Origin of the sequence: Limnobacter humi, from assembly GCF_024518835.1 — a bacterium.
Taxonomy (GTDB): Bacteria; Pseudomonadota; Gammaproteobacteria; order Burkholderiales; family Burkholderiaceae_B; genus Limnobacter; species Limnobacter humi.
In genome coordinates this window covers 349,810-375,894 of record NZ_JANIGO010000001.1, presented here as the reverse complement: position 1 = coordinate 375,894, position 26,085 = coordinate 349,810, and the positions used below count along the sequence as shown (strand labels likewise).

Below are 26,085 nucleotides of genomic sequence, written 5' to 3'. Positions count from 1 at the left end.
CAGCATGCAGACGGCTTGAACCGCATGGTCCATTCGGTTTATCCACAGGCTTGCGCCCTTTTGCGGGTGCTCAGGCCTGGTGTTCTGTTGGTGTGCTCCCCGTGGTGTTGACCACAAGCTGCACGGTGGGTGCAGCGCTCATTCCGACTGCCATGAACAAAACCTTGATTGCGCTCGCATGCGCGGCAGCATGCAATTCCGCCTGGTCTGAACAGGCTTCCCAACCCATTGAATTGGCGGCGAGCAACAGCCGTGACCTTCCGGCTGTCACCGTTGAGTCGAGTCGGCTGATCGACAACAAAACGGATGCACCACCGTCGGCCACCTTGATCACCCAGGAGGACATCCGGAACTCGGGCTACACATCGATTGCCGAGGTGGTTCAAAAACTGGGCTTTGTGAATACCCGTCCCGGTTTGGTCGGCCAGCGGGATGCCACATTCGACCTGCGTGGTTTTGGTGGATCCGATGCCTACACCAACGTGGCCATCATCGTCGATGGCATTCGCTACAGCGAAAAAGAACTGGCCACTGCGCGCATTTCCAGCATTCCAGTCAGCAGCATTGAGAAAATTGAAATTGTGCGGGGCGGCGCATCGGTGGCTTATGGCGATGGTGCTTCGGGCGGCGTGATTCGCATCACCACCACCCAACCCAAAGGTGACATGCCGCTGTCGGGCAATGCATCGGTCTCCGTCGGGTCCTACAGCACGCTGGAGACCACCGTTGGCTTGCGGGGCGGTGCAAATGGTTTTGGCCTGTCGGTGGATGCAACCAAGTCCGACACCAACGGCTACCGCGCCCAAAGCGCAGAAGACTTTGGCAGTGCTGCAGCCACGCTCACCTGGAGCGGCCAGTCGATATACACCGGTGTGCGTGTGGGCACCGAGGGCAGCGATGCGCAACTGTCGGGCGCACTCAGCCCGGCCGAGTTCAAACAAAACCCGCGCCAGGCAGTGCCCACGGTGAGCAACCAGGGCGATTATTCATTTTTCAAGCGGGATGTGGTCAGTGCGTTTTTGCGGACCAAAGGGCTGGACATGGACTATGGCCTGGATGTGTCGCACCGGGAGCAACGCCGCTCATTCAAGAACGGCAACCCCACTGGGCAGCGCGAGACTGTTCAGGACCAAATCAGCGGTTTTGTGAGCGATTCGGCTGTGTTGCACGGGATGAATCACCTCTGGACTGTGGGTGTCAGTTCTGAACGGGCTGACCTCGATGCCAAGTCGCAGTTCAGCTTTGGCAATTTCGCAGCACGGGGGTTGCAGAGTTCCTATGCCGCGTACGTTACCGACGACGTGACCGTGAACGACACCCTGCGTGTGAATGCGGGTTACCGGCTTGAGCGTTTCAATCAGTATCGATATGACACAGGCCCCTTTGCCCCCACCGAGCAAAGCACCCAGCGCAACTTGAATTTGGAAGCGGTTGAGCTGGGATTCTCGAAGGTGCTCACCGACGATTACACCGCGTTTGGGAAAATCAACCGTGGTTACCGGGTGCCCAATATTGACGAGAATGATCCCGCGTCCCGACCACCTTCCAATACTTTCCTCAACCCCCAGCGTTCAAAAGAAGTGGAGGTGGGTGCTCGTCGCCGAGTGGGTCAGCAGGAGCAGGTGGTGCGACTGTTCAAAATCTGGCTGGATGATGAAATTGCCAACGTGAATTTCAGCAACGTCAACCTGGACAAAACCCAGCGGCACGGCATTGAACTGGAGCACCAGGCCCCACTGTTTGACCAGACCAGCCTGCGGGCAGCCTACACGTACACTGACTCCGAGTTCCGTTCGGGTAACCTGGCTGGCACACGGGTTCCCTTGGTGCCTGCGCATCGGGTGCTGTTGTCCGTCAACCAAACCCTGACGCAAAAGCTGAATGCGGAATTGTTGTTGCAGGCCCAGTCTGATCAGCGATTGGGGGGTGATGTGGGCGGTCCACAGGAGAATGGGAAAGTACCAGGTTATGCAGTGGCTGATTTCAACCTGCGGTATCAGTTGGACAAAGTCAAACTGGTCTTCTCCGTCAACAATCTCTTTGATCGCGATTACTACAGCCAAGGCTACTACAATGCCTTTGCGGTGTTTTCGGGGCGTGATCCAGTCGGGGTGTATCCGGACTTTGGCCGGAATGTCCGATTGACCGCGCAGTTTGATTTTTAACTCAACACGGTGCCGAACATGAACCGATACCCATGGGCTGGCCTGTTGCTTGGTTTGTGCATGATGGCGCCGGTTCACGCCAAGCCCACCTGTGTTCTCGACGACACCCAAGCCCCCGTGTGTGTGGCCCAAGCCGCTCACCGGGTGTTGTCGCTGTCACCCCACCTCACCGAATCAGTGGCCTTTGTCCATGGTCTGAACGCCGTGGTGGCGGTGGATTCGTCCAGCGACTATCCGTCGGACGTGAACCGTTTGCCCAAATTGGGCGCCCCCTGGTTGCTGGGTTCTGAAACGGTTTTAGCCCAAAAACCAGACCTGGTGCTGGTCTGGAATTCCGGCATCAACCCGGCGGTGGTTGAGCGTCTTCGAGCGCTCAAGGTGCCTGTGTATGTCAGCGAACCCAAAACGCTGGGCGAAGTGGCCTCCACCTTGCGCCGCTTGTCCAGTTTGTTGGGCACTGAACGGCAGTCGGAAGGTGCCATTCATGCCTGGGAATCGGGTATTCAGCAGCAACGCACCCAACACCAAGGGCTAGCGGTGGTTCCGGTGTTTTATCAGGTGTGGCCCAAGCCCCTCATGACCTTGGGTGGCAGCCATGTCGTATCGGAAATTCTGTCGCTATGCGGTGGTCGCAATGTTTTTGAAGATCAGCCCGGCCTGGCGTTTCAGGTCAGTGCTGAAGCGGTGTTGGCCCGAAAACCAGGCCTGGTTTTGGCCAGTGGTGATGACACCCGAGAACGTGCATTGATCCATCAATGGTCGATGTGGTCAACATTGCCGGCGGTTCGAAACGGTTGGGTTCAAAGCTTCCCAAAAGACATCCTGGTGCGCAACGGTCCTCGTCTTTTAGAGGCCACCCAGCGGATGTGTGCCCTGCTCAACAGGGTCCGCCAGGGGCCGGCACCAGGTCGACCAGCGCCCTGAGTGCCATACAGCGCTCAGAGTCCACTGTGCAGGTTGTGGTAATCCCTAAGTTTGGGTGATACTGCCATGCTATAGTGCGGACCAGCCATTGCGATGGTGCAGTGCGGCCCCCGGTGCCAGGCAGACCATGTCAGCGGGTCGTCTGGCCGGGCCAGTGAAAGAATACTCAATACAACAAAGCGCTTTCCCACAAGGAGAAGTTCCATGAAAATCGGAATCCCGGCCGAGACAAGGTCCGGAGAAACGCGTGTAGCTGCAACACCTGAAACGGTGAAGAAGCTCATTGCCCAAAAGCACGAGGTGTTTGTGCAGGCGGGTGCTGGTGTGGCCAGCTCCATCACCGACCAGGCTTATGCCGAGGTGGGGGCAAACATTGTTGACCGTGCCATGGACGTGATTGCCCAGTGCGACATGATCCTCAAAGTGCGGGCACCGGCAGAAAATGAGCTGTCCGCTTACCGGGCCGGCCAGGTGGTGGTGGGCATGTTGAACCCGTTTGACAATCCAGGCCTGGAAGCCATGAACAGGGCTGGTCTAACCGCCTTTGCACTGGAAGCGGCACCCCGGACCACCCGAGCCCAAAGCATGGATGTGTTGTCCTCCCAGGCCAACATTGCAGGCTACAAAGCCGTGATGATTGCCGCCAATGTGTATCAGCGTTTCATGCCCATGCTCATGACCGCAGCGGGTACCGTCAAAGCGGCCCGCGTGCTCATTCTGGGTGTGGGCGTGGCTGGTCTTCAGGCCATCGCGACCGCCAAGCGTTTGGGCGCCGTGATTGAGGCCTCGGATGTGCGTCCCGCCACCAAGGAACAGGTTGAGTCCCTGGGTGCCAAGTTTGTCGACGTGCCCTTTGAGACCGATGAGGAGCGCGAAATTGCCAAAGGGGTGGGTGGTTACGCCCGACCCATGCCTGAAAGCTGGATGAAGCGCCAGGCGGCCGCTGTGCATGAAAAGGCCATCAAGAGTGACATTGTGATCACGACTGCACTGATCCCTGGCCGCAAGGCGCCCACCTTGCTGCATGAAGACACCGTGCGCGCCATGAAACCAGGCTCGGTGGTGATTGACCTTGCTGTTGAGCAGGGCGGTAACTGCCCACTGTCCAAACTGAACGAGATTGTGGATGTGAATGGGGTAAAAATTGTGGGTTATGCGAACCTGGCGACCATGGTTGCCGCGGATGCGTCGGCCCTGTACGCCCGCAACGTGATCGATTTCCTGAAACTGGTGTTCGACAAAGACAGCCAGTTCAAGATTGATCTCGAAGACGATATTGTTGCTGCCTGCCTCATGTGCACCGGTGGCGAACTCAAACGCAAGAACGCCTGAAGGGAGCCCTGAAATGGATGTCATCAGCCATACAACGATCAACCTGATCATTTTTGTTCTGGCCATTTATGTGGGTTACCACGTGGTCTGGAACGTGACCCCCGCATTGCACACCCCCCTGATGGCCGTAACCAATGCCATTTCCGCCATCGTGATTGTGGGTGCCATGCTGGCTGCTGCGCTCACCGTGACGCCAGTTGGCAAGTTCATGGGTACGTTGGCCGTGGCCTTGGCCGCAGTCAACGTGTTTGGCGGGTTCTTGGTGACGCGCCGCATGCTTGAAATGTTCAAGAAGAAAAAATAAACCCACAGCGAACTGGAGAACTCCATGCAATTGAGTATGAACACAGTGACGCTGTTGTACCTTGTGGCGTCTGTCTGCTTTATTCAGGCCTTGAAAGGCCTGTCCCACCCCACCACATCGCGGTTGGGCAACACCTTCGGCATGGTCGGCATGACCATCGCCGTACTCACCACCATCGCGCTGATTTCCAAGTTGGCCGGTGAGTCCACAGCCGCCGGCATGGCGTATGTGCTGGCCGGCTTGGTGGTGGGTGGTGGCGCTGGTGCCATCATGGCCAAGCGCGTTGAAATGACCAAAATGCCCGAGCTGGTGGCCTTCATGCACAGCATGATCGGTTTGGCGGCGGTGGCCATTGCGGTGGCGGCGGTGGCTGAGCCTGCGGCATTCGGCATTGTGGCGGCTGGTGAAACCAGTATCCCCTATGGCAACCGCATTGAACTCTTCATCGGAACCTTTGTGGGTGCCATCACCTTCTCGGGCTCTGTGATTGCGTTCGGCAAGCTGAGCGGCAAGTACAAGTTCCGACTGTTCCAGGGCGCACCGGTGCGTTTCAAGGGTCAGCATGCACTCAATGCCATTCTGGGTATTGTCATGATTGGCGCTGGCATCAGCTTCTTCATCACGCAAAGCTGGACGCCGTTCATCATCATGACCGCCGTGGCTTTCGTGCTGGGCGTCACGCTCATCATCCCGATTGGCGGTGCAGACATGCCAGTGGTGGTGTCCATGCTCAACAGCTACTCGGGCTGGGCGGCGGCGGGCATTGGCTTCTCGCTGAACAACAGCATGTTGATCATTGCCGGCTCGCTGGTGGGCTCTTCAGGGGCCATCCTGTCCTACATCATGTGCAAGGCGATGAACCGGTCGTTCTTCAACGTGATCCTGGGTGGTTTTGGGGGAGAGGCCGACGCGGGTGGTGGTGGTTCGCAACAGCAACGCACTGTCAAAAGCGGCTCGTCCGATGATGTGGCGTTCCTGCTGACCAATGCAGAAACCGTGGTGATTGTGCCCGGTTACGGCCTGGCGGTTGCCCGCGCGCAGCATGCCCTGAAGGAATTGTCGGAAAAGCTGACCCACCTGGGCGTGAACGTGAAGTATGCGATCCACCCCGTGGCGGGCCGCATGCCTGGCCACATGAACGTGTTGCTGGCCGAAGCCGAAGTGCCCTATGACCAGGTGTTCGAGATGGAAGACATCAACAGCGAATTTGGTCAAACCGACGTGGTGTTGGTGCTGGGGGCGAACGACGTGGTGAACCCCGCTGCGAAGACCGACCCCAAGAGCCCGATTGCTGGCATGCCGATTCTGGAAGCCTACAAAGCCAAAACCATCATTGTGAACAAGCGCTCCATGAACGCGGGTTATGCCGGTTTGGACAATGAACTGTTCTACATGGACAAAACCATGATGGTGTTTGGTGATGCCAAGAAAGTGATTGAAGACATGGTCAAAGCGGTGGAATAAGCGCACTGCTTGAGCCTGTGTTGTATCGAAACGCCTCGGTTTGCCGGGGCGTTTTTGTTTACGGATCTTTCGTATACGGACCTGCACGGTCACACCCCTTAGCGACGGTCCATTGGTATTTCCCTCGCTGAGCCGCACGATCGCTGAGGGCGCCCCTCCAAAAAGCGAGTCGGGATCGCCCTCTGAGCCCAACGGTTGTTGGGCCCACCGCGCCTGTTTGTCACGCTCGGGCCAATGGCCCTGACTATCGCTGCAGGGGAGGTGAACCGCGCAGGCTGCAGAGAGGGTGCCACCAACGTGCACCGAGTCTTTGTGCCCACAGCAATACTGGTATGCCCGGCGCCGAACAGTTAGCCCCCCGATTGAATTGACCCGCACAGCATTCGAACACACGGACCGAGATGTCTGAGCCACGCAGTGGCGAGTTCTCGGGACGGTTCGACATGCGCGGGGCAACCTTTACTTTCGGGGGGCGTTCGGACCGGGCTACCGGTGTTGCTGAGGGCTGTAAACAGCACGGGCAATTCAACCCGCCGCGCGTTCCAACCACATGGCATCGCCGTAGCTGAAAAACCGGTACTGCTGGGCCACCGCATGGGCATAGGCTGCAAAAATCCGGTCTTTGCCTGCAAATGCAGACACCAGCATCAGCAGGGTGCTTTTGGGCAAGTGAAAATTCGTGATCAGGCAATCCACCACATGGAAGGTGTAGCCCGGTTTGATGAAAATATCTGTGTCGCCAGCATGGCCTGTTTCGGCGTACGGCATGGCTTTGCGCAGTCCGTCTACAGTGCTAAGGTTGCAGGCCGTTTCAGTGCCCCAGGCCTCCAGTGCACGCAAGCTGGTGGTGCCAACAGCCACCACACGGCCGCCGGCTTGCTTGGTGCGCACCAATTCAGCGATCAATGCGGCCGACAGGCTGTAACGCTCGCGGTGCATCACATGCTCGTCCACATTGTCGGTTTTCACTGGTAAAAACGTGCCTGCGCCCACATGCAGGGTCAGGTCCATCACTCGGGTGCCGTGGGCTTTCAGATCGTCCAGCAGGGCGTCGGTGAAGTGCAGGCCAGCCGTTGGTGCAGCCACTGCGCCTGGTTCTTTGGCAAACACGGTCTGGTAGCGGTCTTCGTCGGTTTGATCGGCGTCGTGTGTGATGTACGGTGGCAAAGGCAGCGTGCCATGCGCATCCAGAATGTGGTCGATCGATGGTGATCCCTCGGCCAACTGAACCTCGTACATCATGTCGTGCTTGCCCAGCACGGTGGCTGTGGCCACACCGGCCAGCACGATTTCGCCACCGGGTTTGGGCGCTTTGCTGGCGCGGATCATGGCCGTGAAGCGACGATCGTCCAGAATGCGTTCCAACATCACCTCAATTTTTCCACCGCTGGCTTTTTCACCAAACAGGCGTGCTTTCAACACCTTGGTGTTGTTGAGCACCAGCAGGTCGTTGGGGCGGATCCATTGGCGAATGTCTGCAAAGGCTTGATCCTGCAAGTCGCCTTGCGCAGGGCAAACCAATAGCCGCGACGCACCACGCACTTCGGGTGGGTGCTGAGCAATTAGGTTATCGGGAAGATCAAAATCGAATTCGGACAGTTTCATGGAAACCCACATGGTGTCCTGGGGGCTGGTGCCGAGGGCGGGAATCGAACCCGCACGATATCACTACCACCGGATTTTGAGTCCGGCGCGTCTACCAATTCCGCCACCTCGGCAAGGAGGCGAATTATGACAAAAAACAAGGGGTGCAGCAATGCCGAATGCACAAATTGCTGAAATTTCTTGTTTTGTGGATCATTTCTGCCCCTCCCGCGGGATATGTGGTGCTTGATCACGCGCGCATACTCGGCACATGGATTGCTCACGTTGGGTTTGTCATGTCATTTAAGTGGAAATGGTTGCTGACCACCTTTGTTGCCCAGTTGTTCATGGGCGGATTGTTTGCGACCATCCAGTACATGCACCTGAGCAAGGTGGCTTTGCAGGATGTGGACCGTTACAACTTTGAGCTGCAGCAGGAATTGAACCGCGTACAGAATGGGCGCCACAGCTATTCACAGGATGCGCTGTCCTCGGTGGTGCGCAGTTTTCACAGCAAACACCGACCCGCTGGCGTGTGGATCGAATTTCAGGGAAAACGGTTGTTTGAATTTGGTGAGCTGTTCCAGGCGGGCCAACAGCTGACGCCGGTCGAACCTGCCTTGCAAGGTGTGTTTTCGTTGCCAACGCCTGGCCACGTGCTGTGGGTGCGTTACGACCCCGACGAAATCTACCGGGCCCGCAATGACATGGTGGTGTTCGTGTTGGGCGTGTTTGCCCTCAGCGCAGTGGCTTGTGGGCTTATTTTGCTGAGCTTGAGCCGTGCGCTGTCCGCGAGACTGGAGGACCTGCGTATTAAAGCACTGGAGTTGCAGTCCGGGTTGATTCATTCCCGGATCGAGATCGCTGGCCGGGATGAAATCTCCGACCTGGGTGTGGCCTTTAATCGCATGGCCCAGGCCATTGAAGAGCAGATGTTGGCCATGGAGGCCAGCCATGCGAAATCGGAAGCCGAGCGCAATCGACTCGACTTGCTGCTGTCCTCCCTGGGCAGTGGTGTGGCTTATCTGGATGAGGGCTTTAACGTGCTCTACCTGAACAAGGCGTTGGCCCACATGCTGCGTTTGCCTTTTCCCTACACTGACACGCCGCGCCTGGAAAGCCTGTTGTTGAAAGCGGGCCTTGAGAAAGATCAGGCCCCGCTGCTGAACGACCTGGTCACCGATTACTTTGGCCACCACAAAGTGCCCATCGAACTGGACTTTGAAGAGGGGAGGGTCCTGCAATTCCGGTTCGTGATCTATAGCGATCAGGTCCAGGGGCCTCAAGCGGTGTTGATTGTCGACGATGTCAGCATTCAGAAAAACGTGGAAGACCTGCGGCAGGAAGTAGAGCGTGATCCACTGACTGATGTCCTGAATCGTCGGGGGTTTGATTTGAGCCTGCAGTCGCGCGTGAGTCGACTGCTGCCCGGCGAGACCTTCGGGCTGTTGTTTTTGGATCTGGATGGCTTTAAGGCAGTCAATGATACGCTGGGCCACAAGGCGGGTGACCAGGTGTTGAAAACCACCGCGCTGCTGCTCAAAGGGGCCACTCGAAACGTCGACCAGATCGCTAGGCTGGGGGGTGATGAGTTTGCCGTGATCGTGGCGCGCTGCAGCCCACAACTGCTGGTCAATATTTCCAACCGCATCATTGACTCGTTTGCGACCGACAAACACCTGAACCGGATTCGACAAAACCATGGCCTGTCGGTGTCTTGCAGCATTGGTGGGGCATTGTATCCCCAGCATGCCGATTCAGTTCAAAGCATGCTGGACTTGGCTGACGGGCTGATGTACCAAGCCAAAAAGTCTGGAAAGAATTGCCACCGGCTGGCACAGGCGCAGGGTTTGAGCCAGCCCGTGCTCAGCCTTTGAGCCGGTGGACCACGCCTGGTTAGGGCTTGATGATGCTGTTGAGCTTCACCAGGGCTTTTTCCAACTGACTGCCTGCTTCCCGAACGCTTTGCTGTGCCAGTGCATTGGCCTTGTCGAAGCTGGCGTTGATTTCTTTGACCAAGGTGTCTCGACCTTTCAAGCCCTGCTTCAATGCCTCTTTGGAGGCACCACGAACCACTGCTTTGGCGCCTTCCGTGGCGTCCTGGGTCACGCCCTTGATTTTCTGATACTGACCATCCCGCTCCAAGGCTTTGTTGCCGGTGAGCGCACCCACCTTTTGCTTGGCCGTGCCCATCACGATGTTGATTTTGCCTTCGTATTTTTTAATCATGCCGCTGTGTCTCCCCCTGTGTGGTGTGTTTGCACCCAGTGTAACCAAGGTGGTCCCGTTTTCACATCTTCATGGAAAACACCACTGGCTGGAATGCCCTGGTGCCGTTAGCCTTGGGCTCTGGATAAAACGCTTACCCTTGCCGGAATGCCCATGAACATTGTTTGGTTGGAGAAAGACAGCATGCGGGTGCCTTTGCCCCGCCCAGAACAGCCCCACCAGTGGGTGGAGTATGCCGACACCGCACCCCATGCGGTGTTGGACCGTGTTCGGGAGGCCGACATCCTGCTGATCAACAAAGTCAAGGTAGACGATGCCGTGATGGCCGCTGCCCCCCGACTGAAAATGATCCAACTGATGGCCACCGGCATGGACAATGTGGATGCCAAAGCCGCCGCAGCCCGAGGCATCACGGTGCGCAATGTGCTCAATTATGGCCCCGAGTCGGTGGCCGAGCATGTGTTGGCTTGCATTCTGCAGCTCACTCGCCGTGTGCCGGAATGGCAAAGCCTGGTGAATGCCGGTGACTGGAGCAAATCCAAGTTTTTCTGCATGCACAACTTCCCCATGCGCAGCCTCAAGGTGATGACGCTGGGCATTTTGGGCAACGGCGCCATTGGTGACCATGTGGCCCAGTTTGCCAAGGCGTTTGGCATGACCGTGGTGAAAGTGGAGCGGCGCGGGGTTGAGCAGGTTCGCCCGGGTTACGTGGGGTTTGATGAGGCCTTGGCCACTTGTGACGTCATCAGCCTGCACTGCCCCTTGAATGAGCAGACCCGCGGACTGATGGGCGAGGCTGAGTTTGCACGCATGAAGCCAGGCGCCATCCTGGTGAACACCGCGCGGGGCGCATTGGTGCAGTTTGAGCCCTTGAAGCGCGCGCTGGACAGCGGTCACCTGGGCGGCGCTGCACTGGACGTGCTGGAGGTGGAGCCGCCGCCCGCCAACCACCCCATGTTGACCTGGCAGCACCCACGCTGCATTGTGACGCCCCACATTGCCTGGGCCACCGAACAGGCCCAACGCAACCTGGCCAGCATAGCCATGCGGCAGGTCAGCGAGTTCATGGCGGGTTTGCCGCGCTAAACGTTGCGATAAAAGAACACCGGGTACCCCGGAGGAGCGAGTGCCCGGTTTTTTTATCGCCATGCCCAAAAAATAAGCACGGGATGGGTTTACAATGCGCGCATGACTCAAGAAACCCCCTCGAATACCCCTTTTGCGCCCACCGCAGAAGAAGACGCCGCGCTGGCGCAAGTGACCTTCGCCGACTTCGGCCTTCACCCCGACATCCAGAAAGCGATCGATGCCCAGGGGTACACCCAACCCACGCCCATTCAGGCCAAGGCGATTCCAGTCGTGCTGACGGGGGTGGATGTGATGGGTGCTGCGCAAACCGGTACCGGCAAGACCGCCGGTTTTTCCCTGCCCATTTTGAACCGCCTGATGCCGCTGGCCACGTCCAGTCCGTCGCCAGCCCGCCACCCAGTGCGTGCGCTGATGTTGGCGCCCACCCGTGAGTTGGCCGACCAGGTGGCCAACAACGTTGAGACCTACGCCAAATTCACGCCCATTCGCTCCACCGTGATTTACGGTGGTGTGGACATGAACCCGCAAACCCAAGCCCTGCGCCGCGGTGTGGAAATCGTGATTGCCACGCCAGGCCGGCTGCTGGACCATGTACAACAAAAAACCATCAACCTGAGCCAGGTGCAGGTGTTGGTGCTGGACGAAGCCGACCGCATGCTGGACATGGGTTTTCTGCCTGACCTGCAGCGCATCATCAACCTGCTGCCCAGCAACCGGCAGAACTTGCTGTTTTCGGCCACGTTTTCGCCGGAAATCCAGCGACTCGCCAAAAGCTTCATGGTCAAGCCCACCTTGATTGAAGTGGCCCGCCGCAACGCCACTTCGGAAAATATCAAGCAGGTGATGTTCGCCTTGGACAGCGAGGAGGACAAGCGCGCCGCGGTGTGCCACCTCATTCGCAGCAAAAACCTGCAGCAGGTCATCGTGTTTTCGAACACCAAGTTGGGCACAGCCCGCCTGGCCCGCCACCTGGAGAAAGAGGGTGTGTCGGCCACCGCCATTCATGGCGACAAAAGCCAGATTGAGCGCATGAAGGCGCTGGACGCATTCAAGGCCGGTGAAGTGGCTGTGCTGGTGGCCACCGATGTGGCCGCGCGGGGGTTGGACATCGCCGATTTGCCGTGCGTGATCAATTACGACCTGCCCACCACGCCCGAGGACTATGTGCACCGCATTGGTCGAACTGGCCGCGCTGGCGCCAAGGGTACAGCCTACTCGTTTGTGGTCAAGGCCAATGAGCGTGCCCTGAAAGACATTGAAAAGCTGGTGAGCATTTCATTTGTTCGTGAAGAGCTGGAAGGCTTTGTGCCGCACGCCCGTGAGTTTCATCACCGTGAACGTGAAGAAGCGCCGCGTGAAAGCCGTGAAGCGCGTCGCGAGACCCGCGAACCGCGCCGTGCGCCCCGTGAAGAACGCCCCGCAGGCCGGGACCGCTCATACCAGCAAGGCGCTCGTTACAACGACAATGCGCCCATCCACCGCGATGCGGAGTATGAACGTCTGCGGTCGAAGTTGGCGTCCACCCGCATTCAGGATTCACTGTTCAATAAACCTTATGTTGAAAAGGTGGATGACAAACCAACGCCCAGCGAGTCGCCTTCCAACGCGGCTGGCGGTGCACCCACGGCGGGTAGTGCCCGCGACAAATCCAAGAATGCGGCGCCTGTTGCATTTTTGCTGGGTGGTCAGCGCCGCCCAGGTTAAGCGCCTCAGGGCCTGCGCTTGTGGGCCAGGCGTTGCATCACCACAGGCCATTTCTGCATGGCCTGTTCCAGCCAGTCGGTGACGGTGCCTTGCGCAGGCATTGGCTGTTCCCCAAAGTGCATCCAAACCCGGTTCAGGTTGTCAATTGGCTTTGCGCAGTCCAGGGCTTGGGCGCCAGTCTGCTTCGACAGCTTTTGTCCGTCTTCAGCCAATATCACCGGCAAATGCGCATAGCGCGGCGCGGTTGCCCCTAGGGCTTTGAACAGGGCAACTTGTCGGCCTGTGGTGTCGGCCAGGTCTTCACCGCGCACAATGTGGGTCACGTTGCTGGCCAGGTCATCCACCACCACCACCAAGTGGTAAGCCCAATGCCCATCGCCCCGCTTCAGCACAAAATCCCCGCTGGTTTCCTCGAGTTTGTCGGTTTGCGAACCCAATCGCCAATCGGTCCACTGTGTGGGTTCATGGGGCACGCGAAAGCGCAGGGCCCGGGGTGTTGTGCCGGAAGGCAATCCATGTCGGCAAGTGCCCGGGTACACTCGGTTGGTGCCAAAGGGGCGGTGGGCATTGGCTTCATCGATGTCGCGCCGTGTGCAGCCACAGGGGTAAACAAGCCCGTTTCTCAGCAGTTGGTCCAGCGCCTGTTGGTATTGCACATGGCGCGCACTTTGTATCCACACATCGCCATCGGCCTGCAGTCCATGGGCGTTCAGTGCATGAAGAATGGCCGCACTGTGTTCAGGTTTGCAACGCTCTTCATCAATGTCTTCAATGCGCACCAACCAGCGCCCACCATTCACCCGGGCGTCCAGCCAACTCCCCAGTGCTGTGGCCAGCGAGCCCAGGTGCAAGGGGCCGGTGGGTGAGGGTGCAAAGCGGCCGATGTAAGGTTGCTGATCCATGTCAGGCTGGCCCCAGCAACTGCGGGGGTGGGCTGTAGTCCAGCTTCACGCGGGCGAGGTGCTCGGCCCACCAGGTGAGCGCATTGCCGGTGTTGCCCCGGTGCCAGGCACAGCACAAGGTGCCTTGTCGGATGGGGTCCTCGGTGGGCTTGATCAACAGTTTCCCGGCCGCCACGTGGTCGGCAATCAGGTTCCATGGCAGCCAGCCGCAGCCCAAGCCAGCCAGGTGTGCCTGCACCTTGGCTCGCAAGGTGGGCACGGTTAACACGGCTTGTCCGGTTTGAAGGCCGAATGTCATGGGTTTGAAGGTGCGGGATGTGTCGCCCACAGCCACGGCGCGGTGTTGGGCAATCTCCTCGCTGCACAAAGGGCCCTCTGCCCTGGCCAGTGGGTGATGGGGGGCCACGGCAAATACGAAGGTGGAATGCCCAATGTTCTGAATGTTCAGGCCCGTGGTGGTGGCAAACTGGCCCTGGTCCAGGCGGCTACCGATCAACAAATCGGCCCGACCGGAATACAGTGCCTCCCAACTGCCAGACAACACTTCGGTGGAAATGCGCAGGCGGGTGGGGCTGTTCAATTGGTCGAATGCTTCAATCCAGGGGATGGTGTCCTCAAACGGCACAATCGAGTCCAACACAATCCGCAGTTCGGCTTCCCAACCACAGGCCACTGCCTTAACGCGCTTCTCAACCGATTCACTGAGCTGCAACAGCTTTCGGCCTTCGTCCAGCAAGGCGCGGCCAGCTGGGGTCAGTTTGGCCTTGTGCCCGGAGCGGTCGTAAATCAGCACATCCAGTTGCTCTTCCAACTGGCGAAGCTGGTAGGTGATGGCCGAGGGCGCCTTGTTCAATGCCATGGCCGCTGCCGCAAAGCTTCCGCGGGTCTCGATCAGTTCAATCAGGGCAAGGCTGTCCAGCGGGAGGGTCATGATTCAAAATTTTTGAATAAGATCCTCAAATTCTACCCGTTGCTGGGGGTAAATCAAGCGCCTACACTGGCCTCATTGATTCACAAGGAGGTTCATCATGCTGAAAGTCAGACGATCCAAGGAACGCGGCTATGCCCATCATGGCTGGCTCGAGAGCTACCACAGCTTCTCCTTTTCTGAATATTACGATCCGAAGTTCATGGGTTTTGGTCCCCTTCGGGTCATCAACGAGGACTGGGTGGACCCTCAGAACGGTTTTGGAACCCATGGCCACCGGGACATGGAAATCATCACCTACATGCTGGACGGTGAATTGAGCCACCGCGACAGCTTGGGTGGTGGGTCCACCATCAAACCCAACCAGATTCAGCGCATGAGCGCAGGCACCGGGATTCGCCATTCGGAAATCAACGCGCACAAAACAGACGTGGCCCACTTGTTGCAAATCTGGATTGAGCCTGCGGTGATGGGCGTTGCGCCTGGTTACAAAGACCATGATCTGGATGTGGCCAGCGTGACCGGGCAATTGGGCCTGATTGTGACCGGCAATGCCGACGAAGCCGAACAACACAACATTGCCCACATTCACCAGGATGCCCAGGTGTACGCAGGCCGCTTGAAAGAACAGGTGGTGGTGAAAGCACTGAACCCCGCCCGCAAGGCATACCTGCATGTGGCCCGAGGCGAACTGGCAGTGGGTGAACTCACCCTGGGTACAGGCGATGCGCTGATGATTGAAGGCGAAGAAGAATTGAAGTTGACCGTGGCCACACAGGCCGAGGTGTTGTTGTTTGATTTGCCAGCTTGAGCACAACTCAGCACAACTGAGTAACCCCGTGTTATGGGCTGGTTAACGAGGAGAAGCAAAATGACACAAGTTGCAGTGGTTTATCACAGTGGTTACGGACACACCGCCCGCGTGGCGCAGTTTGTTCAGCAAGGTGCACAAAGCGTTCCTGGTGTTGAGGCACACCTCATTTCCGTGAATGACGTGAACGACCCTACCTGGGAATTGTTGGCCAAGGCCGATGCAATTATTTTCGGTTCGCCCACCTACATGGGCGGTGCTTCAGCGGACTTTAAAAAGTTTGCCGATGCGTCCAGCAAGGTGTGGTTTAGCCAGGGCTGGAAAAACAAGGTGGCCGGTGGCTTTACCAACTCCATGTCCATGAGCGGCGACAAGCTGAGCACGCTTCAATATTTTGTGACGTTTGCTATGCAACACGGCATGGTGTGGGTGGGCAGCGCCACACCGGGCGCACAAAAGCCCGGTGACCCAACCCAGTTGAACCGAGTGGGCTCGTGGGTGGGTGTGATGACCCAGGCCGACAACGCACCCGCCGAAGTAACCCCACCCCAGGCGGACCTGGACACAGCCAGCCTGTATGGCGCGCGGGTGGCGGAGTTTGCAAAGAGGCTTGGACAATAACGGCAAGGAGGGGGGGCAGACCCTCCTTGCACCATCCGCGTTCAGCAATTGTTTTTCAGCACGCCGTAAATAATGCCTGAGATGAGGGTGGCGGTGCTGCCTGTGGACAGTACGAAGCCACCCACGCTGAACACGCCTTTTGCCAAATCTTCGCTGGCCAAGGCTGAAAGCGGTGTCAACAATACGGCAGCGCCCAAGCCGGACGCAGCGCTAATCCCCGAATACAGCAAGGCCTTTTTTGCGGTCTCAATGTTGTGAAGCTGTTTGGCAGTGCAGTTCGTTTCTTGCAGCGCCCGGGTGTTGCCTGCGGAGGTTGGGTCCATGGAGGACAGCAGCCCGGTGGCCACCACGGCCGCTGCCCCGCACAATGCCATGCCGCCCAATTTCGCAGCGGTCACGTAGGGGTTGGAACGTCTCGGTTGGGCTGTTTCTTGCGCCTCAATATCCGTTGTTTTGAAGGGTTGGGCAGGGGCTCGCACAAAGCCAAGCGACATGGACATAACGGGTTCCTTTTCTGATGGTTGGGGCACCATCAAAACACTCACAGTAAGGCGTATTCAAGCAGAGGGAGGCTGGGTTGGGTCAATATTGAACCCGGGTGATGCTGGGCAACACTCAAAGGTCCTTTGAGAAAAATTTCGTTGTTGGCGTTAGCGCACAAACAGTGTTCCGCAAGCATCCAGCAAGTGGTCTGGCGAGTAGACGCATCTGAATTCTTTGGTGTTCTCATCCCATTGAAACAGCGCCAGCAGTGAGGTTTGTCTCAATATGGCGGATGTTTTGTCATCTGTTTCATTCACAATGCCCGACACCACAAACATTGCCCGGTCAGTTGGCAAAATATCCAGGTTCAGAAGTCCTCCATTCGCATAGACCAAGCCATCATCCTGTAAATCCATGAGTCGAATGCTCAGAGGGCCAATGGTTAAGGTGCCGTTGCCTTGCTGGGTAGCCTCCACGTGGGCAGGAAATCTGATTCCTCTGGCAAATTCAAGCTGAACGTCAACAATGGATTGGGATTCAAGCGCGCTCTGAAATGCGGAGGACAGATCGATCCGTTGCGCAAACGCTGTGGCGTGCATGCACGCTGTAACCAGAAACATGCAGTTGGTGAGTAAATGGCGTAATTTTTCAATAAGGTGGTACATGACGTGTACTTCCGGAAAGTCCGTTGTTGGTTCAGGGTAGTTCGATCGCGATGTGGCGCTCTGTCGTTTGGCTTCTTTCCACAATGGTATCTGCGTAATTCTGACTATAGGTCTTGCCATTCTTGCGAATGTCTGTCCTGCCGTTGTAGCGTTGTAACGCCGTGGCCCATCCATCGAATGTCGCATCAGGTCGGTTGCTGGGGCTTTGACCCGATTTTCCAAATCCTTTTCGGCACAACAGTGCAATACCCGCTTTTAGATTGGTCTCCAAATCACCCTCGTTTCTGATCAGGGGTTTTTTCAAGCCCAACTCCAGTTTTTTGTCATTCCAGTCGCCCGGTACATTCACTTGGATCGGGTCAACCTCCCATGCGGCGAGGGAGCGAGCGTCTCCACCACCGCTTTCTTGGAGATTGTTCTCAAAGCCTTTGAATGTTTTCACAGTCAATCCCCCTTAAAACGGTGGGTGACGATCCTTGTCAAAAAGGTTCTTCCAGACTTGGATGTTTATTCGGCCTTTTGTTGGCCTGAATCCCCCCTCCCTTGGTAGTAAAATGCCCGAATGACTGAGCCCAACCACGCCCTGCCTTCCACCTTTGTCCATTTGCGCATGCACACCGAGTTTTCGGTGATCGACGGCATGGTGCGGGTGGGTGATGCTGTGAAAGCTGCCGTCAAAACCAGCATGCCCGCACTGGCCATATCAGATCTGGCCAACCTGTTTGGTTTGGTCAAGTTCTACAAAAAAGCACGAGGTGCCGGTGTCAAGCCAATTGCAGCGGTCGATGCCTGGGTTGAAAGCGAGCGCGACGATGAAGCCCCAGCCCGTGTGCTGTTGCTGGTGATGAACCACCGGGGCTATTTGCAGCTCTGCGAAATTCTTTCCCGAGCGTTTTTGCAAAACCAGGTGCGTGGCAAGGCGGTGATTCGCCAAGCCTGGTTTGATGAGGTGGGTTGCGATGGCCTGATTGCCATTTCTGGTTTTCAGCACGGCGACATCGGCCAGTACTTGCTGGCAGGCCGAATGGAGCAAGCGCAGGCCTGCGCGCGCCAGTGGGCCCACCGCTTTCAAGGGCGTTTTTATCTCGAATTGCAGCGGGATGGCCGCGATGAAAGCGAAACCCTGACCCAGCTCACTTGCCAGTTGGCTGCACAGCTTCAATTGCCGGTGGTGGCCACCCACCCCATTCAATTTTTGAAGCCGGAAGATTTTCGCGCGCATGAGGCGCGGGTGTGCATTGCGCAGGGAGAAATTCTATCCAACCCACGCAGGCCGCGTCACTTCACGCAGGAACAATATTTTAAAAATACGGACGAGATGTTGGCCCTGTTTGCCGATATTCCCAGTGCAGTGCGCAACACCTTGCGCATTGCCCAGCGCTGCAACCTGGAACTGGAGCTGGGCAAGCCCAAACTGCCCGATTTCCCCACGCCCGATGGCATGACGCTGGACGATTATCTGGTGCATTTGTCCAAGGAAGGTTTGGAAAAGCGCTTGGTGCATTTGTACCCCAACCCGGCCGAGCGGGAGAAGCAACGCCCCGAGTACGAAGCCCGCCTGAAAATTGAATGCGACACCATCGTGTCGATGGGCTTTCCCGGTTACTTTCTCATTGTTCAGGACTTCATCAACTGGGGCAAAAACAATGGCGTACCCGTGGGGCCAGGCCGTGGGTCTGGAGCGGGTTCACTGGTAGCCTATGCCTTGGGCATTACCGACCTGGACCCACTGCGTTACGACCTGCTGTTTGAGCGCTTCCTGAACCCGGAACGGGTGTCCATGCCCGACTTCGACATCGACTTCTGCCAGGACAACCGCGACCGCGTGATCGACTACGTGAAGCGCACCTATGGCCGCGATGCCGTGAGCCAGATTGCCACCTTTGGTACCCTGGGTGCCAAGGCGGTGATTCGCGATGCAGGCCGTGTGCTGGACATGCCGTACAACTACTGCGATGGCCTGTCCAAGCTGATTCCGCAAACACCCACCGACCCTTGGGACCTGGAGCGTGCGCTCAATGAAGAGCCCACCTTCAAGCAGCGCGTGGAAGAGGAAGACGAAGCCAAGGAAATCATCGCAGTGGCCCGTCCGCTGGAAGGCCTCACCCGAAACATCGGCATGCACGCGGGGGGTGTGTTGATCGCTCCGGGCAAACTCACCGATTTCTGCCCCTTGTATTGCGCCGAAGGCACCGACTCGGTGGTGTCACAGTACGACAAAGACGACGTCGAAGCCGTCGGCCTGGTGAAGTTCGACTTTTTGGGTTTGCGAAACCTGACCATTCTGGACTGGGCCGTGCGCTGGATTCGCGAGGGCTACGAAGACCAGAAAGACTTCCGCTTGGAAGACTTGCCGCTGGACGACCCCGCGGTGTACCACCTGTTCTCCGAGGGCAACACCACGGCGGTGTTCCAGTCTGAATCCCGCTCTGCGAAAGACCTGGAAAAAAAGCTCAAGCCCGACAACTTCGAAGACATCATCGCGCTGATGGCGTTGAACCGTCCGGGCCCGCTGGGATCCGGCATGGTGGACGACTTCATTGCGCGGAAAAAGGAACAAAGCAAAACAGGTCGTGGTCGCTCCGAATGGTATTTCCACCCCAACCTGGAAAACACGCTGAAGTCCACCTATGGCGTGATTGTGTATCAGGAGCAGGTGATGCTGGTGGCTCAGCTGCTGGCGGGCTACAGCCTGGGCGGCGCCGACCTGCTGCGGCGCGCCATGGGCAAAAAGAAGCCGGAAGAAATGGCCAAGCAGCGGGAAATTTTTACCACCGGTGCCACCGAGCGCGGTGTGGACCCCGCGCTGGCCAAGCAGCTGTTTGACTTGATGGAAAAGTTTGCGGAATACGGCTTTAACAAGTCGCACTCTGCTGCGTACGCTTTGGTGGCCTATCACACCGCGTGGTTGAAGGCGCATTACCCGGCCGAGTTCATGGCCGCGTCCATGAGTTCCGACATGGACGACACCGACAAGGTGAAGGTGTTTGTGGAAGACGCGCTCACCATGTGCCAGGTACCGGGCAAAAAACCAGGCACCTTGCTCACCATGTTGGGGCCCGATGTCAACGCCTCCAATTTCCGCTTTGCCGCTGTGAAGCAGCCGGGCGACGTGAAGGCCAGCGCCATTCGCTACGGATTGGGTGCCATCAAGGGCACTGGGCAAGCCGCTTGCGAGGCCATTGTCGCCGAGCGGCAGGCCAATGGTCCGTTCAAGGACTTGTTCGATTTCGTCAAGCGGGTGGATGGAAAACAAATCAACCGCCGGGTGATGGAAGCCCTCATTCGCGCGGGTGCGTTTGATTCGCTCAACCCAGACCGCGCCAAACTCTTGGCCAGTGCAGGCCAGGCCATGGAGTGGGCCGCGCATCAAGCGGCCACCGCCTCACAGGTTAGCCTGTTTGGTGAAGACCTGGGTGGGGATGCGCCGCCCCCGCTGGTGCAAGTGCCCACCTGGAGCGACCGCGAAAAACTGCAGCAGGAAAAAATTGCCCTGGGCTATTACTTCAGCGGGCATTTGTTCAAAGCCGATGAAGACAAGGTGCGCCAGTTCATCCGCTTGAAGCTGAAAGACCTGTCGCCCTCGCGCGAACCGGTGTGGATGGCCGGTGTGATTGCTGGCCTGCGCACCATGATGACCCGCCGCGGCAAAATGGCGGTGGTATTGCTCGACGATGCAACAGCCCAAATTGAACTGTCGATTTTCAATGAGCAGTTTGAAGCCAACCGCAACCTGTTGAAAGAGGATTCGCTGCTGGTGCTGCAGGGCCGGGTGTCCGAGGACAGTTACACCGGTGGATTGCGTGTGTCGGCCGACAACCTGTACAGTCTGGGTGCCGCCCGGGCTCATTTCGTGAGCCGCCTGCGCCTGAAGATGAATGGCCGGTCGGATGTGCAAAAGCTGATGGGCATTTTGGAACCCTACCGCGACCCCGAACAGGGTTGCCTGGTGGAAATTGATTACCACAACGGCGATGCCGCCTGCGTGGCCCAACTGGGCACCGACTGGAAAGTGCGGGCCGAGGAAGACCTGCTGGAGGAAATGAGCGGTTGGCTCGGGCAGGGCAACGCCAAATGGATTTTTTCATGACCGAACCGCAATACACGCCCGCAGGCCTGTACAAACGACTGCTGGCATACAGCCTCAAGCATTGGCCATTGTTGGCCACTTCCATCGTCACCTTGCTGATTGCCGCGTCCACCGAGCCCTTGTTTGCTGGGCTGATGAAGCCCCTCATCGACGAAAACTTTTCCCATCAAAAAACCGCGACCGCGCAATGGTTGCCGCTGATGATCATGGGGCTGTTTTTGGTGCGTGGTTTGGCGACGTACATCAATGAATATTGCAGCGCCAAGCTCTCTGGCCTCGTGGTGCAAAACCTGCGCGGCGACATGGTGAGCCGCATCCTGCGGTTTCCCAGCGCCTACTTTGTAGAGCAACCCGCTGGCAAAGTGATTTCAACCGTGTCCACCAACGTGGATGCGGTGACCGAGGCGGGCTTCAACATCATCACGGTGGCCGTGCGGGACGGTGCGGTGGTGATTGGCTTGCTGGCCATGTTGCTGTACACCAATTGGAAGCTCACGCTCATTTGTTTTGCCATCATCCCCTTGATTGCACTGGGTGTGTCGGTGGCGGCCAAGCGGCTCAACCGCTTTGCACACAAATCGCAAAGCTCGCATGCCGACCTGGTGCAAAGCATTTCCGAGGTGATTCAGGCGCAAAAAATCATCAAGGTCTATGGGGCGCAACAGTCGGAAGAACAGCGATTCATGAACAGTGCCGATGAAATTCGCCAGTCCCGCGTGAAACTGATTTCCACCAGCGCCGCCAATTCGGCCATTGTGCAGTGGTTGCTGGCAGCCGCCGTGGCTTTTGTGGTGTATTTTGCAGGCCAAATGGCCGACGACAAAGCCATGACCGCGGGTGATTTTGCGTCCTTCATGACCGCCATGATGATGCTGCTCACCCCGGTGAAACGCCTCACCGGCATCAACCAGCAATTGCAGCGCGGCCTGGCAGCCGCCGACAATGTGTTCCGCGTGATTGATCGCCCCATCGAACAGTCCTCTGGCAGCTACACCACCGAGCGTGCAAAGGGCTTGGTGCAATTTGAGCAGGTGTGCCTGACCTACCCGGGTGCCGACACACCCACCCTGCATCAGGTGGATTTGCAGGTCAAACCCGGGCAAACCGTGGGCATTGTGGGCGTGTCGGGTGGTGGCAAGTCCACGCTCATTAACCTGATTCCGCGGTTTCTGGATGTGAGTTCCGGCGCTGTCAAAGTGGATGGTGTGGACGTGCGCGAATGGAATCTGGAAAGCCTGCGCCGCCAAATTGCGGTGGTGACGCAGGAAAGCCATTTGCTGAACGACACCGTGCGCAACAACATTGCCTATGGTGAACTGCGCAGTGCAACCGACGAAGCCATTCTGGAAGCCGCCCGCATGGCCAATGCGCTGCCGTTTATCGAAAAACTGGACCAAGGCTTGGACACGCAGTTGGGCGACAATGGCTTGCGCTTGTCGGGTGGCCAGCGCCAGCGCATTTCGATTGCACGGGCTTTTTTGAAAAATGCACCCATTCTGATTTTGGACGAGGCCACCTCGGCACTGGACTCGGAGGCCGAGCGCGAAGTGCAGGAAGACATGGAACGCCTGCGCCATGGACGGACCACCCTGGTGATTGCTCACCGCTTGTCAACCTTGGTGACGGCCGACTTTATTGTGGTGCTGGACAGGGGTGAGATGATTGAAAGCGGCACCCACAGCGAGCTCATGGCGCTGCAGGGCAAATATCACTACTTGTATTCCATTCAGACGCAGACCGTGCCGGGGATGCAGTAGGCCAATAGGCTCAAGGCGCGTCGATGGCCCGCCACAGGCTGGTCGGGCTGGTGCGATGAAACCACATGCCGGTGTAGGTTCGGTAAGTGCCAGTCCGAATTTCGTCCACCATTTCTACCCACAACTTTTCCTGACCCGTCGGCGTTTTCACAAACAACACCGCGCTTAAATTGAAGTAAGTGTCTGAATCGTCATAAGTGCAGCTGTTGATGTCTTTGCTCAGTTTTCCATCGGTCAAATCGTTCAACGTGACTTGATTGTCCAACAGTCTTGGACGCAGGCTGTGCCTGAATGAGTGTAAATCCAGCGCAGAGCATATGGATTCCGCGATGCCCGGGAGGGTCATCAGTGTTTTGACCGGATACACCTTGTTCAGTCTCAGGGCTTCACAATCCATATACTCCGACCGCACCATGAAGTTAAACGATGTCTCGAGAACATCGCTGTTTTGCTTTAGGTAATCGCGGCAATTGCTGACTGTTTGCCCATTCGTGAATTGCAGCGGTGTGCGTTGCTTGGTGTCGACGCCGTGTTCTTGAATGCGCTCCAAACGTTCCGACGATAGCCAGGCGTAGTCGTCGGCCGTGTTGTGTGTTGAGCAAGCAGTGCAGAGGAGTAAAAGCCAGAATGGTGATTTCACAACGCCTGCTCCAGAAGGTTTGCCTCAATTCTTCTTCGTGTTGGAAACAAATCTTGGAAGTCTCGAAGGATTTTGAGGGTGCTCGCCCAGTCCTGGTCTGTTACCGCCCGCCAAAATTTTGGGGCTGTCTTGGCCAAGTTGAGTCCATGTTGAAAGGAAACGGACGTGATCACGGTCTGCATAGCGGAAGGGAGATCTTCAAATGGAATTTTCCCTGGCTGTAATGCGCTGTTGTAGCGCAGTGCCAACGCCGTGATGTAGTGGTTTTTAATGCGTTGATCGATGTGCACGCATTCACTTGCACTGATTCTGAGGGGTAAGGCTTTTAACGCTTTTTCTGCATCCTTCCTTTTAAGACCCAAATAAGGGGTTAGGCGCCTAACCATGTCTTGACTCAGGCCCAATTGTTTCAAGTCAGCGAGGTTTCGTGCCCCCAGGTCAAGTCCTGATGCAATGGTTACACCACTTTGACTGTTTTCTGCTGCTGGTACATAACCCAACTCACTACAACCACCCTCAAGTTTTGAAATGAACTCGAAATCGACTCGCAATCCCATGTATGGCCTCCGTTCAACCGCACGAGGCTAAATCCAGTGAATCTAGAGAGCAAATGTGTACCTAAGAAGGAGTATTTGCGCTCGGAACTTCTGTATCGGTCATCATCTGGTCCACCGCATCCACCACCACCTGCGTGGGAATGGCGGACAGCAGGCGAGTGGGGTCATCGGTGTTGATGCTGTCGGGGTGGGGCAGGGGGCCGTAATCACCGGCCCAAATCACGGTGGCCACGTCACTCCAGGGCCGCCATTCATTCACCCACGACGGACCAAACAAGGCCACTTGGGGTTTCTTCAGGGCGGCGGCCATGTGCATCGGGGCGGAGTCCACGCCCACATAGTAGGCTGCCAGTTTCAGCAATGCGGCCAGCAAGGGCAGGCTCATCTGCCCACCCCAGTTCACCATCACGGTGGTTTCGTGGGTGATGCGGTCGCGTGCCAATCGCTCAATGTGCTGGGTCATGCGCAGTTCCACCGGGTCGGGGCTGCAGGTCAGCACCACATGCACACCCCGGTTCATCAGGTGCGCCACCACGTCGGCAAATTTGTCGTCATCCCAGCACTTAAAAGGCCAGCGGGCAGCCGGGTGAATCAACACAAAACGGCCCCGAATACCGGCGCTATCCAACAGGCTTTGGGCTTTTTGCAGCTCGGCTGGCCCGGGCACCAGCACCATTTCGCCGGCCACCTTTGCAGGGTCTACACCCAGTGCTGTTAGGCACAGCAAGTTGAGTTCCACCGCATGGGCTTGCCCGCGCGGTGGGGGGGTAATGCGGTGGGTAAAGCAGGCGTGCCACAGGGCCTTGTCGCGCTTGGCGTACTCCATTTCCACTCGCATCGGGGCGCGGCTAAACCCGGCAATCAGTGCGCCAATCCATTGGTCGGTGAGGTGAATCACTGCATCGTAGCGGGTTTGGCGAACCCGCCGAATCAGTCCCAACTCCGCTTTCACTCGGGCCCAGCCCTTGAGCTTGCGGTCGATGCACAGCACGTTGTTCAGGTGGGGGTTGTTTTGCAGCAGCGGTGTGGTCTCTTTGTAAATGAGCGCATCCACCTGCATGCCGGGAAACTGCTCAACCAACGCTTTGTACAGCGCGGTGCTCAGCAGTACATCGCCATGGTGGCGCAGTTTCATCACCAGAATTTTTTTCACAGAACCTATTCCTTGCTGGGGTGAGGGCTGATTATTTTGCAATGCCCAGAAATACAGCCAGGCAACGCTCAACTTCCACCATCGTGTTCGCGTCCAAGCGTCCAAATGCCGGGCCCACTTTATCGCGTTTTACGGTGATCGCCTTGTCCAGCATCACTTGCGATGGTTTTTCCAAACCATTCGATCCATCGGGTTGTACTGTGATTCGAAACAACGGGGCCGGGATGAGGGTGCTTGTCAACGGAAGAACGGTGACCGTGGCATGCGCGTCAAATTGATCGGACTGAATGATGAGTGCCGGTCTGGGTTTTCCAAAGTCCCCTTGTGTCGCAATCGACACAAAATCGCCCCGTTTCATTCTGTCCAGCCATCCAAATCTGTCAGTACTTGGCTTAGAAACGTTTCAAGTTCAGGGTCGTTTTGGTCTGCCGCTGCAGCCAACACTGACTGGCGACGGCACTCCTCTGCAAACTGCGGACGCCGTGTGTCAGGCACCCAAATTTGCACCGGCCGTAAGCCGGCCATGCGCAGGGCGTCGCGGTGTTTTTGAACGCGGGAGTTGACGTGTGCCATGGTGGGTTCCGGTGAGGGTTGTTACATGCAACATCATGCCTTGCTTTTACGTTACATGCAACGTGCATTTGAGCCGATTAGAACCCAAGCTCGGCCAACAACCGGGGCCG

Annotated in this window: 24 protein-coding genes and 1 tRNA gene; 12 read left to right on the top strand and 13 right to left on the bottom strand. The window is 57.3% G+C overall.

Going from position 1 to position 26,085, the window contains the following annotated elements:
* The first annotated feature begins 101 nt into the window (after positions 1-101).
* The 5 genes from NQT62_RS01775 to NQT62_RS01755 all read left to right on the top strand — a co-directional run bounded on the left by NQT62_RS01775 (position 102) and on the right by NQT62_RS01755 (position 6,189).
* Complete coding sequence (locus NQT62_RS01775; protein WP_256762837.1) at positions 102-2,165, top strand: TonB-dependent receptor; 2,064 nt, start codon at positions 102-104, stop codon at positions 2,163-2,165.
* Positions 2,166-2,183: 18 nt separating this feature from the next.
* Positions 2,184-3,089 carry a cobalamin-binding protein gene (locus NQT62_RS01770; RefSeq protein WP_256762836.1) on the top strand — a complete coding sequence of 302 codons (906 nt, stop codon included), beginning with the start codon at positions 2,184-2,186 and terminating at the stop codon, positions 3,087-3,089.
* A 204-nt stretch (positions 3,090-3,293) separates the two neighbouring features.
* Positions 3,294-4,421, top strand: coding sequence for a Re/Si-specific NAD(P)(+) transhydrogenase subunit alpha (locus NQT62_RS01765; RefSeq protein WP_256762835.1), 1,128 nt, complete (start codon positions 3,294-3,296; stop codon positions 4,419-4,421).
* A gap of 13 nt (positions 4,422-4,434) precedes the next feature.
* Entirely contained in the window at positions 4,435-4,725 is a 291-nt protein-coding gene (locus tag NQT62_RS01760) for an NAD(P) transhydrogenase subunit alpha part 2 (protein ID WP_256762834.1), read from the top strand.
* Positions 4,726-4,755: 30 nt separating this feature from the next.
* Positions 4,756-6,189, top strand: a complete 1,434-nt coding sequence (locus NQT62_RS01755; RefSeq protein ID WP_256763513.1) for an NAD(P)(+) transhydrogenase (Re/Si-specific) subunit beta — start codon at positions 4,756-4,758, stop codon at positions 6,187-6,189.
* Between the two features lie 525 nt (positions 6,190-6,714).
* On the opposite strand, the gene queA is transcribed toward NQT62_RS01755, so the two are convergent.
* Together queA and NQT62_RS01745 are read right to left on the bottom strand one after the other, a co-directional pair.
* Complete coding sequence (gene queA / locus NQT62_RS01750; RefSeq protein WP_256762833.1) at positions 6,715-7,794, bottom strand: tRNA preQ1(34) S-adenosylmethionine ribosyltransferase-isomerase QueA; 1,080 nt, start codon at positions 7,792-7,794, stop codon at positions 6,715-6,717.
* A gap of 26 nt (positions 7,795-7,820) precedes the next feature.
* Positions 7,821-7,907 (bottom strand) — tRNA-Leu (locus tag NQT62_RS01745).
* 162 nt (positions 7,908-8,069) lie between these two features.
* On the opposite strand from NQT62_RS01745, the gene NQT62_RS01740 reads away from it, so the two are divergent.
* Positions 8,070-9,650, top strand: coding sequence for a GGDEF domain-containing protein (locus tag NQT62_RS01740; RefSeq protein WP_256762832.1), 1,581 nt, complete (start codon positions 8,070-8,072; stop codon positions 9,648-9,650).
* Positions 9,651-9,669: 19 nt separating this feature from the next.
* On the opposite strand, the gene NQT62_RS01735 is transcribed toward NQT62_RS01740, so the two are convergent.
* A complete protein-coding gene (locus tag NQT62_RS01735) occupies positions 9,670-10,002 on the bottom strand; it encodes a CsbD family protein (RefSeq protein WP_256762831.1) in 333 nt (110 codons plus the stop codon).
* Positions 10,003-10,155: 153 nt separating this feature from the next.
* Here NQT62_RS01735 and NQT62_RS01730 point away from each other — a divergent pair, with 153 nt between their 5' ends.
* Together NQT62_RS01730 and NQT62_RS01725 are read left to right on the top strand one after the other, a co-directional pair.
* Positions 10,156-11,088 carry a D-2-hydroxyacid dehydrogenase gene (locus tag NQT62_RS01730; protein WP_256762830.1) on the top strand — a complete coding sequence of 311 codons (933 nt, stop codon included), beginning with the start codon at positions 10,156-10,158 and terminating at the stop codon, positions 11,086-11,088.
* Between the two features lie 102 nt (positions 11,089-11,190).
* Complete coding sequence (locus NQT62_RS01725) at positions 11,191-12,795, top strand: DEAD/DEAH box helicase (RefSeq protein ID WP_256762829.1); 1,605 nt, start codon at positions 11,191-11,193, stop codon at positions 12,793-12,795.
* Between the two features lie 5 nt (positions 12,796-12,800).
* On the opposite strand, the gene gluQRS is transcribed toward NQT62_RS01725, so the two are convergent.
* Both gluQRS and NQT62_RS01715 read right to left on the bottom strand, forming a co-directional pair.
* Positions 12,801-13,697, bottom strand: coding sequence for a tRNA glutamyl-Q(34) synthetase GluQRS (gluQRS, locus tag NQT62_RS01720; RefSeq protein ID WP_256762828.1), 897 nt, complete (start codon positions 13,695-13,697; stop codon positions 12,801-12,803).
* Between the two features lies 1 nt (position 13,698).
* Positions 13,699-14,628, bottom strand: coding sequence for a LysR substrate-binding domain-containing protein (locus NQT62_RS01715; RefSeq protein ID WP_256762827.1), 930 nt, complete (start codon positions 14,626-14,628; stop codon positions 13,699-13,701).
* Positions 14,629-14,725: 97 nt separating this feature from the next.
* Between NQT62_RS01715 and NQT62_RS01710 the strand changes: the two genes are divergently transcribed.
* Both NQT62_RS01710 and NQT62_RS01705 read left to right on the top strand, forming a co-directional pair.
* The gene (locus NQT62_RS01710) at positions 14,726-15,436 is read left to right on the top strand and encodes a pirin family protein (RefSeq protein WP_256762826.1); all 711 of its coding nucleotides are present in this window, start codon (positions 14,726-14,728) and stop codon (positions 15,434-15,436) included.
* A 60-nt stretch (positions 15,437-15,496) separates the two neighbouring features.
* On the top strand, positions 15,497-16,057 hold the full coding sequence (locus NQT62_RS01705) for a flavodoxin family protein (RefSeq protein ID WP_256762825.1): 561 nt from the start codon (positions 15,497-15,499) through the stop codon (positions 16,055-16,057).
* 41 nt (positions 16,058-16,098) lie between these two features.
* Here the strand turns inward: NQT62_RS01705 and NQT62_RS01700 are convergent, their stop codons facing one another.
* The 3 genes from NQT62_RS01700 to NQT62_RS01690 form a co-directional block, all read right to left on the bottom strand.
* Positions 16,099-16,557, bottom strand: coding sequence for a hypothetical protein (locus NQT62_RS01700; protein WP_256762824.1), 459 nt, complete (start codon positions 16,555-16,557; stop codon positions 16,099-16,101).
* A gap of 150 nt (positions 16,558-16,707) precedes the next feature.
* A complete protein-coding gene (locus tag NQT62_RS01695) occupies positions 16,708-17,289 on the bottom strand; it encodes a hypothetical protein (RefSeq protein WP_256762823.1) in 582 nt (193 codons plus the stop codon).
* Positions 17,237-17,647 carry a hypothetical protein gene (locus NQT62_RS01690; protein ID WP_256762822.1) on the bottom strand — a complete coding sequence of 137 codons (411 nt, stop codon included), beginning with the start codon at positions 17,645-17,647 and terminating at the stop codon, positions 17,237-17,239. The genes NQT62_RS01695 and NQT62_RS01690 overlap by 53 nt, the downstream gene beginning before the upstream one ends.
* A 120-nt stretch (positions 17,648-17,767) precedes the next feature.
* Here NQT62_RS01690 and dnaE point away from each other — a divergent pair, with 120 nt between their 5' ends.
* Both dnaE and msbA read left to right on the top strand, forming a co-directional pair.
* On the top strand, positions 17,768-21,295 hold the full coding sequence (gene dnaE / locus NQT62_RS01685) for a DNA polymerase III subunit alpha (RefSeq protein WP_256762821.1): 3,528 nt from the start codon (positions 17,768-17,770) through the stop codon (positions 21,293-21,295).
* Positions 21,292-23,052, top strand: coding sequence for a lipid A export permease/ATP-binding protein MsbA (gene msbA, locus NQT62_RS01680; protein ID WP_256762820.1), 1,761 nt, complete (start codon positions 21,292-21,294; stop codon positions 23,050-23,052). The genes dnaE and msbA overlap by 4 nt, the downstream gene beginning before the upstream one ends.
* A gap of 10 nt (positions 23,053-23,062) precedes the next feature.
* Here the strand turns inward: msbA and NQT62_RS01675 are convergent, their stop codons facing one another.
* The 5 genes from NQT62_RS01675 to NQT62_RS01655 all read right to left on the bottom strand — a co-directional run bounded on the left by NQT62_RS01675 (position 23,063) and on the right by NQT62_RS01655 (position 25,975).
* Positions 23,063-23,692 carry a hypothetical protein gene (locus NQT62_RS01675; RefSeq protein ID WP_256762819.1) on the bottom strand — a complete coding sequence of 210 codons (630 nt, stop codon included), beginning with the start codon at positions 23,690-23,692 and terminating at the stop codon, positions 23,063-23,065.
* Complete coding sequence (locus NQT62_RS01670) at positions 23,689-24,249, bottom strand: pesticin C-terminus-like muramidase (protein WP_256762818.1); 561 nt, start codon at positions 24,247-24,249, stop codon at positions 23,689-23,691. Before NQT62_RS01670 ends, NQT62_RS01675 begins: the two co-directional genes overlap by 4 nt.
* A 61-nt stretch (positions 24,250-24,310) precedes the next feature.
* Entirely contained in the window at positions 24,311-25,402 is a 1,092-nt protein-coding gene (gene rfaQ, locus NQT62_RS01665) for a putative lipopolysaccharide heptosyltransferase III (protein WP_256762817.1), read from the bottom strand.
* Between the two features lie 31 nt (positions 25,403-25,433).
* Entirely contained in the window at positions 25,434-25,760 is a 327-nt protein-coding gene (locus NQT62_RS01660) for a type II toxin-antitoxin system PemK/MazF family toxin (RefSeq protein WP_256762816.1), read from the bottom strand.
* The gene (locus NQT62_RS01655) at positions 25,757-25,975 is read right to left on the bottom strand and encodes an antitoxin MazE family protein (protein WP_256762815.1); all 219 of its coding nucleotides are present in this window, start codon (positions 25,973-25,975) and stop codon (positions 25,757-25,759) included. Before NQT62_RS01655 ends, NQT62_RS01660 begins: the two co-directional genes overlap by 4 nt.
* Between the last annotated feature and the right edge of the window lie 110 nt (positions 25,976-26,085).